This is a genomic window from Stenotrophomonas sp. GW821-FHT02D01, from assembly GCF_059421765.1.
This window is the reverse complement of sequence record NZ_JBWKVP010000015.1, coordinates 43,982-60,121: the sequence shown is the minus strand read 5'-3', so window position 1 is coordinate 60,121 and position 16,140 is coordinate 43,982. Positions and strand designations below refer to the sequence as shown.

At 66.0% G+C, this 16,140-nt stretch carries 16 protein-coding genes; 4 read left to right on the top strand and 12 right to left on the bottom strand.

Annotated features, from left to right (window positions below):
- The first annotated feature begins 31 nt into the window (after positions 1-31).
- A complete protein-coding gene (locus AC07UW_RS19550) occupies positions 32-1,063 on the top strand; it encodes a LysR family transcriptional regulator (RefSeq protein ID WP_025878839.1) in 1,032 nt (343 codons plus the stop codon).
- A gap of 181 nt (positions 1,064-1,244) precedes the next feature.
- Here AC07UW_RS19550 and AC07UW_RS19545 read toward each other — a convergent pair whose 3' ends face one another.
- Together AC07UW_RS19545 and AC07UW_RS19540 are read right to left on the bottom strand one after the other, a co-directional pair.
- A complete protein-coding gene (locus AC07UW_RS19545) occupies positions 1,245-1,940 on the bottom strand; it encodes a YiaD family glycine zipper/OmpA-like lipoprotein (RefSeq protein WP_089240401.1) in 696 nt (231 codons plus the stop codon).
- 141 nt (positions 1,941-2,081) lie between these two features.
- Positions 2,082-3,497, bottom strand: a complete 1,416-nt coding sequence (locus AC07UW_RS19540) for a cryptochrome/photolyase family protein (protein ID WP_495212690.1) — start codon at positions 3,495-3,497, stop codon at positions 2,082-2,084.
- Between the two features lie 112 nt (positions 3,498-3,609).
- Between AC07UW_RS19540 and AC07UW_RS19535 the strand changes: the two genes are divergently transcribed.
- Positions 3,610-4,191 carry a hypothetical protein gene (locus tag AC07UW_RS19535; RefSeq protein ID WP_495212689.1) on the top strand — a complete coding sequence of 194 codons (582 nt, stop codon included), beginning with the start codon at positions 3,610-3,612 and terminating at the stop codon, positions 4,189-4,191.
- Between the two features lie 244 nt (positions 4,192-4,435).
- Here AC07UW_RS19535 and AC07UW_RS19530 read toward each other — a convergent pair whose 3' ends face one another.
- Genes AC07UW_RS19530 through AC07UW_RS19515 form a run of 4 tightly spaced genes read right to left on the bottom strand, consistent with a single transcriptional unit; the run spans position 4,436 to position 9,588 of the window.
- The gene (locus tag AC07UW_RS19530) at positions 4,436-4,588 is read right to left on the bottom strand and encodes a hypothetical protein (protein ID WP_495212688.1); all 153 of its coding nucleotides are present in this window, start codon (positions 4,586-4,588) and stop codon (positions 4,436-4,438) included.
- 10 nt (positions 4,589-4,598) lie between these two features.
- Complete coding sequence (locus AC07UW_RS19525) at positions 4,599-5,948, bottom strand: purple acid phosphatase family protein (protein ID WP_495212698.1); 1,350 nt, start codon at positions 5,946-5,948, stop codon at positions 4,599-4,601.
- 11 nt (positions 5,949-5,959) lie between these two features.
- The gene (locus AC07UW_RS19520) at positions 5,960-7,066 is read right to left on the bottom strand and encodes a phytase (protein WP_495212687.1); all 1,107 of its coding nucleotides are present in this window, start codon (positions 7,064-7,066) and stop codon (positions 5,960-5,962) included.
- An 11-nt stretch (positions 7,067-7,077) separates the two neighbouring features.
- Positions 7,078-9,588 carry a TonB-dependent receptor gene (locus AC07UW_RS19515; protein ID WP_495212697.1) on the bottom strand — a complete coding sequence of 837 codons (2,511 nt, stop codon included), beginning with the start codon at positions 9,586-9,588 and terminating at the stop codon, positions 7,078-7,080.
- 201 nt (positions 9,589-9,789) lie between these two features.
- Between AC07UW_RS19515 and upp the strand changes: the two genes are divergently transcribed.
- Together upp and AC07UW_RS19505 are read left to right on the top strand one after the other, a co-directional pair.
- A complete protein-coding gene (upp, locus tag AC07UW_RS19510) occupies positions 9,790-10,422 on the top strand; it encodes a uracil phosphoribosyltransferase (protein ID WP_025878832.1) in 633 nt (210 codons plus the stop codon).
- A 117-nt stretch (positions 10,423-10,539) separates the two neighbouring features.
- Positions 10,540-10,833 carry a PsiF family protein gene (locus AC07UW_RS19505; RefSeq protein WP_223494829.1) on the top strand — a complete coding sequence of 98 codons (294 nt, stop codon included), beginning with the start codon at positions 10,540-10,542 and terminating at the stop codon, positions 10,831-10,833.
- Positions 10,834-11,105: 272 nt separating this feature from the next.
- On the opposite strand, the gene AC07UW_RS19500 is transcribed toward AC07UW_RS19505, so the two are convergent.
- The 6 genes from AC07UW_RS19500 to rsmD all read right to left on the bottom strand — a co-directional run bounded on the left by AC07UW_RS19500 (position 11,106) and on the right by rsmD (position 15,936).
- Positions 11,106-11,993, bottom strand: coding sequence for an MBL fold metallo-hydrolase (locus AC07UW_RS19500; RefSeq protein ID WP_223494827.1), 888 nt, complete (start codon positions 11,991-11,993; stop codon positions 11,106-11,108).
- 120 nt (positions 11,994-12,113) lie between these two features.
- Complete coding sequence (ggt, locus tag AC07UW_RS19495) at positions 12,114-13,841, bottom strand: gamma-glutamyltransferase (RefSeq protein ID WP_495212686.1); 1,728 nt, start codon at positions 13,839-13,841, stop codon at positions 12,114-12,116.
- Positions 13,838-14,119, bottom strand: a complete 282-nt coding sequence (locus tag AC07UW_RS19490) for a YfhL family 4Fe-4S dicluster ferredoxin (protein ID WP_025878828.1) — start codon at positions 14,117-14,119, stop codon at positions 13,838-13,840. The genes ggt and AC07UW_RS19490 overlap by 4 nt, the downstream gene beginning before the upstream one ends.
- Before the next feature lie 132 nt (positions 14,120-14,251).
- Entirely contained in the window at positions 14,252-14,743 is a 492-nt protein-coding gene (locus AC07UW_RS19485; protein WP_025878827.1) for a hypothetical protein, read from the bottom strand.
- A gap of 78 nt (positions 14,744-14,821) precedes the next feature.
- Positions 14,822-15,331, bottom strand: coding sequence for a pantetheine-phosphate adenylyltransferase (gene coaD / locus AC07UW_RS19480; RefSeq protein ID WP_008267036.1), 510 nt, complete (start codon positions 15,329-15,331; stop codon positions 14,822-14,824).
- A 26-nt stretch (positions 15,332-15,357) separates the two neighbouring features.
- A complete protein-coding gene (rsmD, locus tag AC07UW_RS19475; protein ID WP_495212685.1) occupies positions 15,358-15,936 on the bottom strand; it encodes a 16S rRNA (guanine(966)-N(2))-methyltransferase RsmD in 579 nt (192 codons plus the stop codon).
- Between the last annotated feature and the right edge of the window lie 204 nt (positions 15,937-16,140).

The window sequence follows — 16,140 nt, the reverse complement described above, 5'->3', positions numbered from 1 at the left end:
GCCCCATCCCCGACGTCCAGGATTCCTGACCATGTCCCACGATCTCAACGAGACGCTGATCTTCGTCAAAGTGGTCGAGCAAGGCAGCTTCATCGCCGCTGCAAAATCGCTCGGCCTGCCCAAGACCACGGTCAGCCGCAAGGTGCAGGAACTGGAAACGCGCCTCGGTGCGCGCCTGCTGCACCGGACCACGCGCCGCCTCGGCCTCACCGAAGCCGGCTCGATCTATCACGAGCATTGCCAGCGCATCGCGCGCGAACTTGAAGAAGCCGAAAGCGCGGTCAGCCAGCTGCAGTCCGGTCCACGCGGCTGGTTGCGCTTCACCGTGCCCTATTCGATCGGCATCACCTGGATCGCACCGCTGCTGGGCCAGTTCCATGCGCAGTACCCGGAGATCCGCCTGGACATGCACATGGGCAACGAGAAGCTGGACCTGATCGCCGGTGAGGCCGATCTTGCCCTGCGCGTGGGTGCCCTGCCCGATTCCAACCTGGTGGCGCGCAAGCTCGGCAGCCTGCGCACGCAGGTGTTCGCCAGCCCGGCCTACATCGAGCGCTACGGCGAGCCGCTGCATCCGGAAGAGCTGCAGTTCCACCGCATCCTGGCCATGCGCAAGCCGTACCACACCGGCAATTCGCCGCGCTTTACCTGGCAGCTGGGCGAGAACGGTGGCGAGCTGCGCGACTTCCCGGTAACGCCGCTGATGACGGCCAACGACATGTCCGCGCTGAATGGCGCGCTGGTGTGCGGCGAAGGTCTGCTGCTGACTGGCGACGTGATGGCCAAGCCATTCGTCGAGTCGGGCATGGTGCGCCGCGTGCTGGCCGGCTGGACCGGGCCGGAAGTGGATTTCAACGCGGTGTTCGCCGGTGGCCGCCTGGTGTCGCCGAAGGTGCGCGCGTTCGTCGATTTCCTGGTGGAGAAGCTCAACTTCGACGCCAACTACATGCTGGCGCAATGCCCCGGTGCGAAGCTGGCGCGGCAGCAGCAGGAACAGGAAGAAGCGGCGCTGGCGAGCAGCGGCAAGCGGATCCTGGAAAAGGTGGCTGCTTCGGCGGCGTAAGCTGCAGCGATGCCGCCTGTACCCTGCTCCTGGATCGCCTCTGGTACATGCCGACCTTGGTCGGCACGGCTCTCCACATGGGCTATCGGCGTGCCGAGCAAGCTCGGCACCTACAGAAAATGCCGCCTGCAAGGGCGGCATTTTCGTTCCGGCTGCGCCGGAACAGCAATAACGCTGCGCGTTATTGTTTGAGAGGAATCACGCGGATCTCTACGCGGCGGTTCTTGGCACGGCCGGCATCGGTGCTGTTGTCAGCGATCGGATAGGACTTGCCCGCGCCCAGGGTCTCGATGCGGACGCTCTGCACGCCTTGGCCGATCAGGTACTGCGCCACCGAATCAGCACGCTCCTTGGACAGGCGGTTGTTGACCGCGTCGCTGCCGATGCTGTCGGTGTGGCCGACCACTTCGATCATGGTCTGGTTGTAGTCACGCAGGGTGCCGGCAACGCCATTGAGCGAGCCGTAGAACTGCGGCTTCAGTGCCGACTTGCCGAAGTCGAAGGTGATGCCGTCGGGCAGGTTCAGCATGATGTTGTCGCCCTGGCGCTCGACATCGATGCCGGTGTTGGCGGTGCGCTCGCGCAGCGCGCGCTCCTGGCGATCCTGGTACTGACCCACCGCGGCGCCACTGAGTGCACCGATGCCCGCGCCGATCAGCGCATGCTGGCGACGTTCGGTCGCGCTGTCGCCGGTCAGCAGGCCCGCGGCCACGCCGATGGCGGTACCGATCAGGGCATTGCGGCCGGTGCGGTTCTGCTGCTCGGTCGGGTTGCCGTACGGATCACTCTGCACATAGGAGCCGCCGGTGGCGCAGGCCGACAGGACGGCCGCACTCATCAGGGCCAGTGCGACGTTGCGGGTGGTGTTGCGGATCATGGTGTTCTCCTTGGTTTCCGGTCGGGCCGGCGGCTTGCGGGCGGCAACGAGGATAAACAGCCGGACGCGATGTCGGGATGATGATCACGCCGGTCGACAGGGACGTGTTCAGCTAGCTGTCTGGACCGCTCAGCCAGCGCTTTACCCCGCCGCCGACTGACGGTAGGCGGCCAGAGCGGCATCCCGGCCAGCCGCCAGGTCCACCAGCGGCGTGCGCGGGTAGCCGGGCGAGAGTTCGGCCAACAGCTGCGGGTGCTGCCATGGAGCGAACCGTGCCTTCACCGGCAGCGCCGCCAGCTCAGGCACCCAGCGACTGATGTAGCGCGCCTGTGGATCGAATTTCTCGGCCTGTGTAACCGGATTGAATACCCGGAAATAGGGAGCCGCGTCGGCACCGGTGCCGGCCACCCACTGCCACCCCATCGTGTTGTTGGCCAGGTCCGCATCCACCAGCGTGTCCCAGAACCAGCGCGCGCCGTGCAGCCAATGCGCACGCAGGTGCTTGCACAGGTAGCTGGCAACGATCATCCGCACCCGGTTGTGCATATAGCCGGTACGCCAGAGCTCGCGCAGGCCAGCATCAACGATGGGCACACCGGTGTTGCCGCGCTGCCAGTCGTGCAGCTGGACAGCACTGGGGTTGGACCAAGGGAAGCGATCGAAGCGTGGATTGAGGTTGTCGGTGGGCGTCTTCGGGAAGTGGTGCAGCAGGTGATAGGCGAAATCACGCCAACCGAGCTGGCGCAGGTAGCCGTCGATGTCGGCATCGGTGCCGGCATTGCGCAGGCCTTCCAACGCGTGGGCGATGCGCCACGGCGCGATTTCGCCGAAATGCAGGTGCGGCGACAGCCGCGAGGTACCGACCCGGTCCGGCAGGTCGCGCTGCTCGCGATAGCCGCGCAGCGCACCATCCTCGAACACGGACAACGCCTCGAGCGCACCAGTCTCGCCCGGCTGCCAGTGTTCCCAGAACCCGGTATCCCAGTGAAGCGTGGGCGCCAGCTGCAGCGTATCCAGCGCGAGGCTGTCGACCGTATGCGCCGGCAGCGTCTCCGGTGCGGCCCGCAAGGCGGGCAAACGCCAGTGGCTGAGTACGTTGCGCCAGTACGGAGTGAATACCTTGTAGGGCTGCCCCTGCTGGGTGGCGATGTCCCAAGGCTCGAACAGCAGGCTGCCGTTGCAGCTCTGCGCATCGATACCCTGCTCGCGCAGCGCGCGTTTGATGGCGGCATCGCGCGGTTGCGTCGCCGGTTCGTACTTGCGGTTCCAGTACACTGCTTCAGCGCCGGTCTGCTCGATCAACGCCTGCAGGGCCGGCAGGCTGTCACCGGCACGCAGCACCAGCGATGAACCCCGTGCACGCAGGTCGGCATCCAGTGCCGCCAGCGAACGATGGCGCCACGCATTGGAGGCCGCGCCCGGCGCCCACTCGCCCTCTTCGTGCGGCGCGTGGATGTACACCGGCACCACATCGTGACCCGCTTCCAGCGCCGCCTGCAGCGCCGGATTGTCCTGCAACCGCAGGTCCCGACGGAACCATACCAACGCTACCGACACGTGCACTGCCTCTCAGTTGCTGGGCGGCCATGATAGCCAGTGACGGTGAAGGCGATGCGTGCGACCGGCTCTGCTAGGCTGCGCGCTCTTCCGCTTCCGCCCGGCCCACGTCATGGATGAACTGCACGCAGCTTTTGCCCGCTTCGGCACCCTGCAACCGCAACACGCCGACGCGTGGCAGGGGCCGTTCCCGCTGCCGGACGTGCTGGCCAGATTCTATGCACGCGTCGGCCCGTTCGGTGAGGTATTCAATCCTGCCAAAGGGCCCAGCGGCATCACCGTACCGGGCGTAGAAGTGTGGCTGCCGCCCTTGCAGCGCCTGTGGGCCTACCAGGCAGGCTATCGCTGGAACGGCATCGATGGCGAACCGATCAGCGACTGGCCAGCGCACTGGCTGGTGATCGCCGACCGTGGCGCCGATCCTCTCATCCTCGACATCGACGATGGCCGCGTTCTGTTCGCCCGTCATGGCGCGGGCCACTGGGACGCCGACGGGTTCGTCGCCGACGTACCGACCCTGATGGCCGCACTGGCGGCGGCCGGCAGCGTTTACCTCGAGGCCGATGAGGATCTGTACAGCGATGACGATGATGGCGGGATCCGTCCGGTTCATCGCGAAGCGGCGCTGCGCGCTGTCGCTGTGGTGCTGGGCAGCACGGATGAAGCAGAACTGTTCCTGGACGCGATGCAGTAGAACCCTGCCGCGCGTGGAGGGTGTACGGGCGGGTTCAATCCACGCATGGCGTGGATCTACTTCATGCCTTCCCTGATCACCCGCCCGTCCTTCTTTCCTGCGGCGCCTGCTTCGGCGGTGCTGGGCGGCACGGACGAGGCACAACTGTTTCTGGACGCGATGCAGTAGATCCACGCCATGCGTGGATGGTGTACGGGTGGGTTAAATCCACGCGTGGCGTGGATCTACTTCATGCCTTCCCTGATCACCCGTCCGTCTTTCTTTCCTGCGGCACCTGCTCCGGCTGAGCAGCCAGGAACGGGCGCAGTACGGTATCGGCAGCAGCCACCGCGCCCACCACCAGCAGTAGGGCAACGGCAATGGCGGCCACGGGAACGAGGCGCGGGCGCGTGCTCATCGGTCTGCCCTCACTCCCAGCACCGGTCGGTGCGGCCCTTGGCGGTCTGGGCTCGCGCGCAGTCACGCGGCGCGATCCGTCCCTCCTGCTGCTCCACCCGTTGCTTGCCGCCATTGTCATCGCGCTTCAGCTCGAAGGCGTCGTACAGGCGCCCGGTCACCGTGCGGGCCTCGTAGCGAAGGCGCTGCGGATCGATGCGCAACACCTGGAACAGCTGGGTATCTTCGCCCACAGGGTCCATCGTCCTGCGTGCTTCGTCCGACAGGCGGTACTGCTTCGGCCCGGCTACGGTCACCACGTACTGCGGCGTTGCCGCCTGCCCTTCGCCGCGACGGCCATAGGTGTGGTCATGCCCCTGCAATACCAGATCCACCTTGTGGCGGCGCACCACCGGCAGCAGCACCTTGCGCAGGGCAGCATTCTCGCGACCCTCGCGCGGCGAATAGAACGGCTGGTGCAGCAGAACGATCGTCCACGGCTGCCGGTTGCCGGACAACACCTTGTCCAACCACTGTGCCTGCGCCTTGGCGGTACCGAGATCCAGCGCCGAAGTGCCATCGACCACGGCCACGCGCACGCCCTGTGCGTCGAACCAGTAACTGGTACCCGCCGCCGCGCTGGCACCGTTGCCCGGCAGGGCGAAGGTCACCGGCCAATGGCGGCCCAGCACACGGCGCTCCTGTGGCGTGTCCTCGAATTCCTCGAAGTACTCGTGGTTGCCGATCGCCGGCGCCACCAGCGTCTCCTGTGCCAGCCAGCTGGTGGCGGCAAACCATTCGCCCCATTCGCTGTCGTCCATGTTGTCGCCACCGCTGACCAGGTCGCCGGCAAACAGGCTGATCCGTGCATCCGGCGCGGCCTTCTGTGCGGCCCGCACCACGCGGCTTACATGGCTGACGTTCTTGTTCTGGGTATCGCCGAAATACAGCAGGGTCAGCGGCTGGTCGGCAGCGGCCAGCGTACGCAGCTGGTTCCACGCGCTCCAGCTGCCATTGCCCTGTACGCGGTAGACATACAGGGTGTCCGGCTGCAAACCATCGATGTCGGCGCGATGATGATGCGACAGGCCGTTCTCGGTCTGCAGCACCTGGGTCTTCGCGCGCACCTGGACGATGCCCTCGATGGCCGGCGAATCGTCGGCCCGTGCGATTTCCAGCAGCGGCGACTGCACGCTGCCATCGGTGCGCCAGGCCACTGCGAAGCCGTGGCTGGGGTCGACCGATGGAGAGGCAACGATGCGGTCCGGCACCGGTGTGGCCGCGTAGTAGCGGCTGCCCGACGGCACCTGCGTATTGGGCTCGGCCGCAGCCATCGCCACCGATGGCAACGCCAACAGCAGGCCGACCGCAAGCAGGCGCATCAAACGCGCGCTCACGAACCGCACTCCAGCGGCAGGGCCAGCTGCTTGGCAATGCTCTCCCAGTCGAACGCCACCACGCCCTGGTCATCGTGCACCGCATACAACGCACCGTGCGGGAACCGCGGCGTCGGCTGCTGCATCATCCAGATGCCATCGGTGTTGGCCACGGTATTGCCCTGGAACGCGCCCACCGGCTTCAGCGTATGGCGGTCGAACAGATGGAACACGCTGCGCTGCTTGCCCTGCTCGGTGGTGATCCACCAGCCGTCCTTGCCGCAGGTGCGCAGCATCACGCCTTCGGCCTGCGCCTTGAACACGTCGCGGCCGAAGGTGGTGCCGGTGAAGCGCCCCGCCAGGGTGTAGACCTTGAATTCGCTGGCGTAGCTTTCGTCCTCTTCGGCGATCAGCAGGCGATCATTGGCCGGATCCCCCCAGATCGATTCGACCACACGCAACGCGCCGGCTTCGCTGGTATCACCGATGCTGGCCGACAGTGTTGCCTGCACCTTCGTGCCATCGCGGGACACGTGGTACTGGCGCACGCGCTTGTCCAGCTCAGCCAGGGGCGGCAGGATGTCCTTGCCCTGTGCGTCCTCGCCGTTGTCCCAGGAATCGGTGACGTAGACGCTGTAGCCATCGGCACGGCGATCCACCCACAGGCCATAGGGCTTGCGCAGATCGTCGGCACCGAAGGTGGCCAACGGAGTGAAGTCCGGCAGCGAAAGCACCTGCACACGGTGGTTGTCGCGCTCGACGATCCACAGCAGGTCATCGATCACAGCGATGCCGTTGGGACGATCGAACTGGCCCAGGCCGGTGCCGGTGCTGCCGACGTCGCGCAGGTGCTGGCCGTTGCTGCCGTCGTAGACCACCAGCTTGTCGGTGGCCTTGGCCGTGGCGATCAGCCAGGTCTTGCCATCCGGCGCCTGCCAGGACGCGGGCGAATCGATGTTGTCGGCCGGGGTCATCGGGGTCAGGAAGGCCTCGGCGATGGTCGCCACGTTGCGCTCGACCGGTGCCACAGCGCCGGTCGCTGCAGCCGCTGCCGGCGCCTTGTCCGCGGCCGGCGTGCAGCCGGCGGCAAGAACGGCTGCCAGCGAGGCCGTCATCAGGGTCATGCAACGCGCCATCACAGCGCCACCTTCAGGCCGACGGCGTAGGTGCGGCCATACTCTTCCATCTGCAGGGTGCGCGAGCGCGTGCCCTGGTACAGCTCCAACGGCTTGTCCAGCAGGTTCTGCGCTTCAAAGTACACGCTCACGTTCGCGTTGAACTTGTAGTCCAGCGAGAAGTCCAGCTGGGTGTTGGGCGCGACGTAGATGTCGAACGCACGGCCCTTGCCGATGCTGTCCAGATACTCGCTGCGGTACACCGCCGCCAGACGGGTGCTCAGGCCGTACTTTTCATAGCCGATGTGGGCGCTGTACACGTGCTTGGAGGCACGCGGCAGGGTGAAATCCTCACCGGCGCGATCCTCGATGCCAGCGTCGAATCCGGTATCCAGCCAGGTGCCGCTGGCGCCCACCAGCAGGCCGTCCAGGCCGGCGGGCAGGAAGGCCAGCTGCTGCTGCCAGTTCAGCTCCGCACCACGCACGGTGGCTTTGCGGCCATTGATCGGCTGGGTCACATCGAAACCACCGTAGGCCGGATCATTGGTGCGCACCGTCTCGACGATGTAGCCGTCGATGGACTTGTGGAACAGACCCAGCGAAACGATGCCGGTGCTGCCGAGGTACTTCTCCACCGACAGGTCGATGTTCTTCGACTCGTACGGGTCCAGCTCAGGATTGCCCAGGCGCACTTCCTCGTCGCCGCGGCTGTAGCCGACGCGCGGCGAGATATCGCCGAAGGACGGGCGCGAAACGGTCTTGTTGGCCGACGCGCGCAGCACCCAGTCATCGGCGGCGTCGTAGCGCAGGTGCAGGCCCGGCAGTACGTTGGTGTAGCTGCTGTTGGCCACGCGCGGGGTTACGGTGTAGCTGCGGCCGTTGGCCGCCACATCGACCTGGTTGCCCTCGGCCCTGAAGCGGGTGTTCTCCACACGCACGCCACCGATGATGCGCAGCGCACCGACATCCCAGGTGCCCATGGCGTAGCTGGCGAAGATGTCTTCACTGGCGGTGTAGTCCTCTTCCAGCGAGGTCATCGCGTTGGCGCCGACATCCTGCGGACGGGCACTGAACTGGCCACGGTTGGCTGCCCAGTACGCGCGCATCGCGTCCGAATCCATGCCGTCACCCAGGGTGCCGTGGCGGTGATCCGGGGAGCCGGTGGTCCAGCTGGACAGGGCAACCTTCGGGCCGACGCGCAGTTCGCTTTCGTCTACGTTGACGTCGCGGTCGCGCCAGCGCCCCAGCAGGCCGAACTTGATGCTGCTGCTGTCGCCGTCGAAGCGCACGTTGACCTGTGCGCTGTGCTCCTTGTCGTTCACCTGCTTGGGTGAAATCACGAAGCGGTCGAACGCGTAGTTCGTGTTGTCCAGCCACTGCGGATTGTCGAAGCTGTAGCTGGGCATTCGACTGCTCTGGTCCAGAGTACCGTTGAAGGCCTTGCCGTTGAGCTTGAAGCGCGCCTCCATTTCATCGTTCACCCGCTCTTCGGTACGGGTGAAACCCACCTTGTAATCGACCACGGCGTTGGTCAGCGTGTTCTCGCCGCCCAGGCTGGCCGCAAAGGTGTTCTCTTCCTTGGTGCGGTAGCGCATGCGCTTGTCGATGGAATCCTTCGGCATGCCGTCCAACCGGTACTGGTCGGTACCGGTCTTCACCATCTTGGCGTCATCGAAGTTGAAGATCACCCGCTGGCGGGTTTCGGCATCATCGAACTGGCTGTACAGCGCACGCAGGTAGTACTTGCTGTCCTCGTTCGGGCGCCAGTCCAAGTTGAGGTTGGCGCCGATGCGCTTGCGCTCGATTTCGTACTTGCGGTGCTGCAGGTTGATCGCGGTGACGTCGCCCGGTGCGGCATCGTCTTCGCCGTCGTACTCCACTTCGGTGTTGTCCGATTCGAACTTGCGCTTCTGGTAGTTCACGCCCAGCGCCACGCCGAAGGTGTCGTTGAACACTTCGCTGTAATTGAAGGCCGCCTTCGGGCTGGTTTCGCCGGACAGCTGCTGGTGGCTGGCTTCGATCTTGCCGCGCAGGCTGCGGCCATCACGATCGAAGGCCGAAGCCGATTCAACCAGGATCGCGCCGCCGATGGCGTCGCCCGGCATGTCCGGGGTCGGCGACTTGACCACGCGCAGGCGCTCGGTCGAATCGGACGGAATCACATCCAGCGGCGCGGCACGGCTGGAATCCTCCGGGGTGCCGATGGCGATGCCGTCGACGCTGACGCTGTTGAGATTGGCATCCAGGCCACGCACCACCACGAAACGACCTTCGCCCTGGTCGCGGGTCACGCTGATGCCCGGCAGGCGCTGCAGCGACTCGGCCACGTTCTTGTCCGGGTACTGGCCCAGTGCATCGGAAGACACGGCGTCTTCGATGGCATCGCTGCTGCGCTTCAGGTCGACGGCGCGTACCTGCGATTCCAGCTGCGCACGAACTTCGATGCGGTCCAGATCAGTCGCTGCGGCGGCACCCCCTGCCACGGCAGCGGCAGCGTTTTCGGCCGCCAGCACCGACGGGCTGGTCGTCACCAGCAGCGAGAGGCTGATTGCCAGGCCCAACGTGTTCTTCTTCTGCACAGCTATCCCCAACGGTGTAAAGATTGGGTCAGCACGGTATGTCCGGCAGGTTGCATGGGCATGACACCGGTGGAGCCTGGCCTGCCGGTCGCTGCTCGGCACCACCGCGCATTCCGCTTAAAATGGGGGCCTCCCCTTCTGCCAGACCCTCCCATGAAGATCGTCGAAGTGCGCCACCCGCTGGTGCAGCACAAGATCGGCCTGATGCGCAACGCCGCGCTCAGCACCAAGGATTTCCGCGAACTGGCCAACGAACTGGGCACGCTGCTGGCCTACGAGGCCACCGCCGACCTGGAAACCGAGCCGCACACCCTGCCGGGCTGGTCCGGCCCGGTCACCGTGCAGCGCATCGCCGGCGCCAAGATCACCGTGGTGCCGATCCTGCGCGCCGGCCTGGGCATGCTCAGCGGCGTGCTGTCGCTGATCCCGGCCGCCCGTGTCAGCGTGGTCGGCCTGCAGCGCGATGAGGAAACCCTGCAGCCGGTGCCTTACTTCGAGCGCCTGACCGGCCGCCTGGAAGAGCGCGACGCGCTGATCCTCGACCCGATGCTGGCCACCGGCGGCACCCTGATCGCCACCATCGACATGCTCAAGCGCGCCGGCGCACGCCGGATCAAGGGCATCTTCCTGGTTGCCGCGCCGGAGGGCATCGAAGCGGTGAAGGCCGTGCACCCGGACGTGGAGATCTACACCGCCGCGATCGATGCGCAGCTCAACGACAAGGGCTACATCCTGCCGGGCCTGGGTGATGCCGGCGACCGCATCTTCGGTACCCGCGTGGGCTGAGATCGACCGGGGCGGAGCGCTTTCGAAAGGAAGTGCTCCACCCGCTCCAGGCACCTTCACGCCGGCTTTGCAGCGACGGGCGAATGCTCCGCGCACCCGCCCTGCCCTGGAGCCACCATGAAAGCCTCTTTGCTGCTCGCCGCCGCCCTGCTGGTCGGCCTCCCGCTTGCCGCCAACGCAGCCACCCCACAGCAACAGCGCATGGCCGACTGTTCGGCAAAGAACAAAGGGCTGAAAGGCGACGCCTACAAGTCCGCACAGAGCGCATGCCTGAGTTCGCACGCAGCCGCACCGGCAACCCCTGCCACGCCGCAGGAGCGCATGAAGAAGTGCAACGCAGATGCCGCCACCCAAAAGCTCGCCGGCGACGCCCGCAAGACCTTCATGAGCAGCTGCCTCAAGGCATCGTAAAAACAGCGAAGAAAGGCCCCATCCACGCATGGCGTGGATCTACTGCCGATCCATACAACGAGAGTCGCATCAGTCACCTGGAACCCGTCGAAGGCGGGGCGGTGTCGGATCGCGGGGTGTCAGCCGCATGGATGCGGCTGCCAAGCCTACAAGGACGTACTTGCGGCGTCCCCGCCATCCGACACCGCCCCGCCAACCCACGGATAGCCCGCTGTTGCTGTTGCTGTTGCCGTTGATTCGGCAGGTGCAGGGCGCAGCGCTGCCGGCCAACCTCACCCCAGCGCGCGCGCCTTCAGTTCGCCCTGCTCATGCAGCGTCACGAAACGCCCCTTCTCATCCCGCCCAACCTGCGCCAGTGCCACCTGCGGGTCATGGGTGAAGAACAGATGCACGTTGCGCGCCAGCTTGTCTTCCAGGAACTGCCGCTTCTCGTCAATCAGCAGCTCGGCGTTGCGGTCATACCCCATGGTGATCGGCACGTGCACCCACGAGCGCCCGGGAATCAGATCGGCGCAGAACACCACGCCGCCATGTGTCCCTGTGCCTGCGCGGTCCTGTCCCACGATCTCGGCCAGCATCAACCCCGGCGTGTGTCCGTCGCTGTAGCTGAAACGCACGCTGTGGCCGAGCACCTTTGAATACTCGCCGTCCACCACTTCCAGGCGGCCACTGGCCTGCAGCAGGCCCGGCAGTTCCGGAATGAAGCTGGCGCGATCGCGCGGGTGCGGCTGCAGCGCACGCTGCCAATGCTGCGCACCGACCACGTACGTCGCATTGGGGAACAGCAGTTCCGGTTCACGACCTTCGCGCCACGCAGCCAGCAGGCCACCGGCATGGTCGAAATGCAGATGGCTGAGCACCACCACGTCGATGTCTTCGTGCTCGAAGCCGGCTTCGCGCAGTGAATCGATCAGCACATGCTGGCTTTCCTGCACGCCATAGCGCTCGCGCATGCGCGGCTCGAAGAACGCACCGATGCCGGTTTCGAACAGCACCGTCTTGCCTTCCAGCGGGCTCGCCAACAACGCACGGCAGGCCAGCTCGATGCGGTTGAGCTCATCCGGTGCTGCCCACTTTTCCCACAACGCGCGCGGCGCGTTGCCGAACATTGCACCGCCATCCAGACGCTGGGTATTACCGCGGATCGACCATAGTTTCATGACGCAATTATCGGTCGCCGCTCGTTAAATAATCGCTAGCCGGGAAATGAAAAACCCCGCCGTTGCGGGCGGGGTTCCCAGGTTTGCGTCCGCCGGGCATTGCCCGGCGCTACCGCCGGATCAGGGAGCCGGCACGACCTGGGCACTGCCGACCGGGTTGCGCGGGTCGCTGCCGCCAAACAGTTTGTTGGCCTTGCGGTCCCACTCAACCGTCTGCAGGTTGCCCCACACGTGGCTGGAACCACGGCCACCGGCAGCGACCTCGCCCGGCAGGTCGATCTTGTGGCCCATCGCCTGCAGCTGCTTGATGGTGCCAGCGTCGAAAGCATTGCTTTCCGCTTCGATCAGGTCCGGCAGCCACTGGTGGTGGTAGCGCGGCAGCGCGGCGACCTGCTGCGCATCCAGCCCAGCGTCGTAGCCCAGGATACCCAGCAGCACCATGGTGATGATCCGGCTGCCACCGGGCGTGCCCAGCACGACCACCTTGTCGTCGTTTTCCATGAAGGTGGGCGTCATCGAGCTGAGCATGCGCTTGCCCGGCTTTGGCGCGTTGGCGGCGTACCCCATCACGCCAAAGGCGTTGGGCGTTCCCGGCTTCAGCGCGAAGTCGTCCATCTCATTGTTCAGCAGCACGCCGGTGCCCTTCGGAATCAGCCCCGAGCCGTACAGCAGGTTGACGGTCTGGGTGGCGCCGACACGGTTGCCATCACGGTCGATGATCGAGAAATGTGTGGTCTCGTCATCCTCCAGCGGCGTCGGGTTGCCCGACAGCAGGTCGCTGGGGGTGGCCTTTTCCGGGTGGATGGTTGCGCGCAGGCCCTGCGCGTAATCCTTGCTGGCCAGCACCTTCTGCGGAATCTGCACGAAATCCGGATCGCCAAGGAAGAAGGTGCGGTCACGGTAGGCACGGCGCATCGACTCGACCACCAGGTGCGTTCGGTGCGCGGCATCCATCTGCTTGATGTCCCAGCCTTCCAGGATCTGCAGCATGCTGGCGAGAGCGATGCCACCGGAAGACGGCGGCGGCGCGGTGGTGATCTTCCAGCCGTTGTAGTTGAAGACGATCGGCGCGCGCTGCTTCACGCGGTAGCCGGCAAGCTCTTCGGCGGTCCACTTGCCACCCGCCTGCTTCACACCAGCCAGCAGCAGCTTGCCGGTCTGGCCCTTGTAGAAGCCATCAAAGCCACCGGCCGCCAGGCGCTCCAGGGTCTGCGCCAGCTCCGGCTGCTTGAACAGGTCACCGGTGGCGATCGGCTTGCCATTGCGCAGGTAGACCTCGCGCGTACCGGGATAACGCTCCATCACTTCACGGCGCGAGGCATAGCCCTTGGCCATGCGGTCGTACACCGGGAAGCCTTCACGCGCGATGCGGATCGCCGGCTGCAACGACGCTGACAGCGGCAGCTTGCCGTGCTTGGCCGACAGTTCGACCAGCGCCGCCGGCAGGCCCGGAATGCCGGCCGACCACGGGCCGTTGACCGAGCGGTCACGGTCCAGGTCACCCTTCTTGTCGAGGAAGGCCTGCGGCGTGGCCGCGGCCGGCGCGGTCTCGCGCGCGTCCAGCATCACGTCCTTGCCGGTAGCCGCATCATGCAGCAGGAAAAAGCCGCCGCCACCGAGGCCGGAGCTGATCGGCTCGACCACTGCCAGGGTCGAAGACACCGCCACCGCCGCGTCGAAGGCGTTGCCGCCCTGGGCCAGGATGTCGACACCGGCCTGGGTGGCCAGGGCGTGACCGCTGGCGATGGCCGCGCCATCGGGACGTTCGGCACGGACCGGGGCATCAGCCCAAGCGACGGAACTCAGCAGCAGGCCGAGCAGCAACAGGGGGCGGGCGAACGACTTCATTCGGATGGGGGCTCCGCATAGAGTTCGGGATGATCGTGCTGCAGTTGGCGCAACTTGGCCAGCAGCTCGATTTCGGTTTCGACGATGTCCGGATCGGGGTCGATGCATTCGACCGGGCAGACGACCACGCACTGCGGTTCGTCGAAATGGCCCACGCACTCGGTACAGCGGGCGGGGTCGATCACGTAGATGGTTTCACCCATCGTGATGGCCTGGTTCGGGCAGGCCGGCTCGCATACGTCACAGTTGACGCAGAGCTCATTGATTTTCAGCGACATGGCGATACTCCACGCCCGCGCCTTGGGACAAGGACCGGCCTGCGCGGGCGCGCGGGCCGGTCAGGTCATCAGCGGCGCCCATCGCAGGGCGCCGCCCGGGTCGTGCCGAAGCACGACCGCCTCGGCTCGGTCTTACTTGGCTTCGACGAAAATGTACTCGGCACCGGTCGGCTGGACCACGGCCTGCACGCGGGCGTTGTCGGCGGACTGGCCGATGAAGACGACGCGCACGCCCTTCATCGAATCCGGCGAGACATCCTTGAACACGGTCTGGATCATGTCAGCCATCTTGCCCGAGGCCGACGAACCGAAGGCCAGCATGTTGCCCGGCTGCACGCCACGGGCCACGGCCTGGGTCGCGCTTTCGGTCTGGCGCTCGTACTTGGCCTGGAAGTCCGGATCCGATTCCGGCGAGAGGTAGTACAGGAACGGGCTGTTGGTGATGTTGCCCATGTTCTGGATGGCCACTTCCTGCAGGTACTTCTTCCAGCCTGCGTCGTCTTCCTTGGCCGGGGCGACCAGCGCCTGCTTGGCTTCGTCGACCGGAGCGGCTTCTTCCTTCTTGCAGGCGGTGAAAGCCAGGGCAAACGAGGCGATCAGCATCGCGCGCATGGTGTTGTTCATGGATTTCCTCCCGGAATGTTGCGTGTTGGTGTGCGTAATGGAATGCGTGGTGCTACAGGATCTACTGCTGGCCAGGGCTTACGACTGCGCCGACTTCGCTTCGCGGACCTTGCGCAGCGCCTCGAGCACGGCGGCCGGCACGAAGCCGGACACATCGCCACCGAGGCGTGCGATCTCGCGGACCAGCGAGGACGAGATGAAGCTGTGCTGTTCGGCGGGGGTCAGGAACAGGGTCTCGACCTCCGGAATCAGGTGGCGGTTCATGCTCGCCATCTGGAATTCGTACTCGAAGTCGGACACCGCGCGCAGCCCGCGCAGCAGCACACCGCCCTGCACCGAACGTACAAAATGGGCCAGCAGCGTATCGAAGCCGATGACCTCGACGTTGCTGTGGTGGCCCAGGGCGCCACGCGCCAGCTGTACGCGCTGCTCCAGCGGCAGGGCCGGTCCCTTCGAGGGGCTCTGCGCCACGCCCACCACGACCTTTTCAAACAGCGGTGCGGCCCGGCTCACCAGGTCGATATGACCATTGGTGATGGGGTCGAACGTGCCGGGATAGACGGCGATGCGGCGGTTGGCCACGGTCATGGGCGGTAGCAGATGTTCAGATGAGGTCAAAGTGTAGCAGCGGCGCGGCGGTACAGGGCAAAGCGCACCTCGCGGGTGCCGCCATCGCGGTGCAGCAGCCATTCCGGGGGCAGCGCCGGCACGTGGCTGGCCGGCGATTCCAGGTACAACCAGGCATCGGCGGCCAGGTGCCGCGGCAGCTGGGCCAGCACGTCCTGCCACAGGCCATCGGCGAACGGCGGGTCGATGAACACCAGATCCGCCTGCTGTGCCGGCGCGGCCTGCAGCCAGCGCAGCGCATCGGCCTGGGCGACCGTGACGCTGTCGCCTGCCTGCAGTTTGGCCACGGCAGCGGACAGATTGCGCGCCAGTTGCGCATCGCGCTCGACCAGGGTGGCGTGCGCGGCACCGCGCGAGACCGCCTCCAGCCCCAGCGCGCCGCTGCCGGCGAACAGGTCCAGCACGCGCGCCCCGCCCAGCTTGGGCATCAACCAGTTGAACAGGGTCTCACGCACGCGGTCGCTGCTGGGCCGCAGGCCCGGCAGGGTCGGAACCGGCAGCCGGGTATTGCGCCAGCGCCCACCGATGATGCGGACCTGGCCTTCGTTCGCAGTACGGCCGCTCATCGGCGCCCCCGGCAGGAGGTATTCGAGAATTTCAGCATGAGCGGGATTGTAGTTCGGCCGGGCTGCGCCCGGCACCCGCAGAGGCCGAAGCAACGGCCGAAGCAACAGCCAGAGCAACGGCAAAAGCTGGTTTCCCGTGGGTAGGCGGGGTGGGTCAGGCTGTGGGGGACGCCGTAAACCCGTCCATGGGGGCTTGGCCGCGGC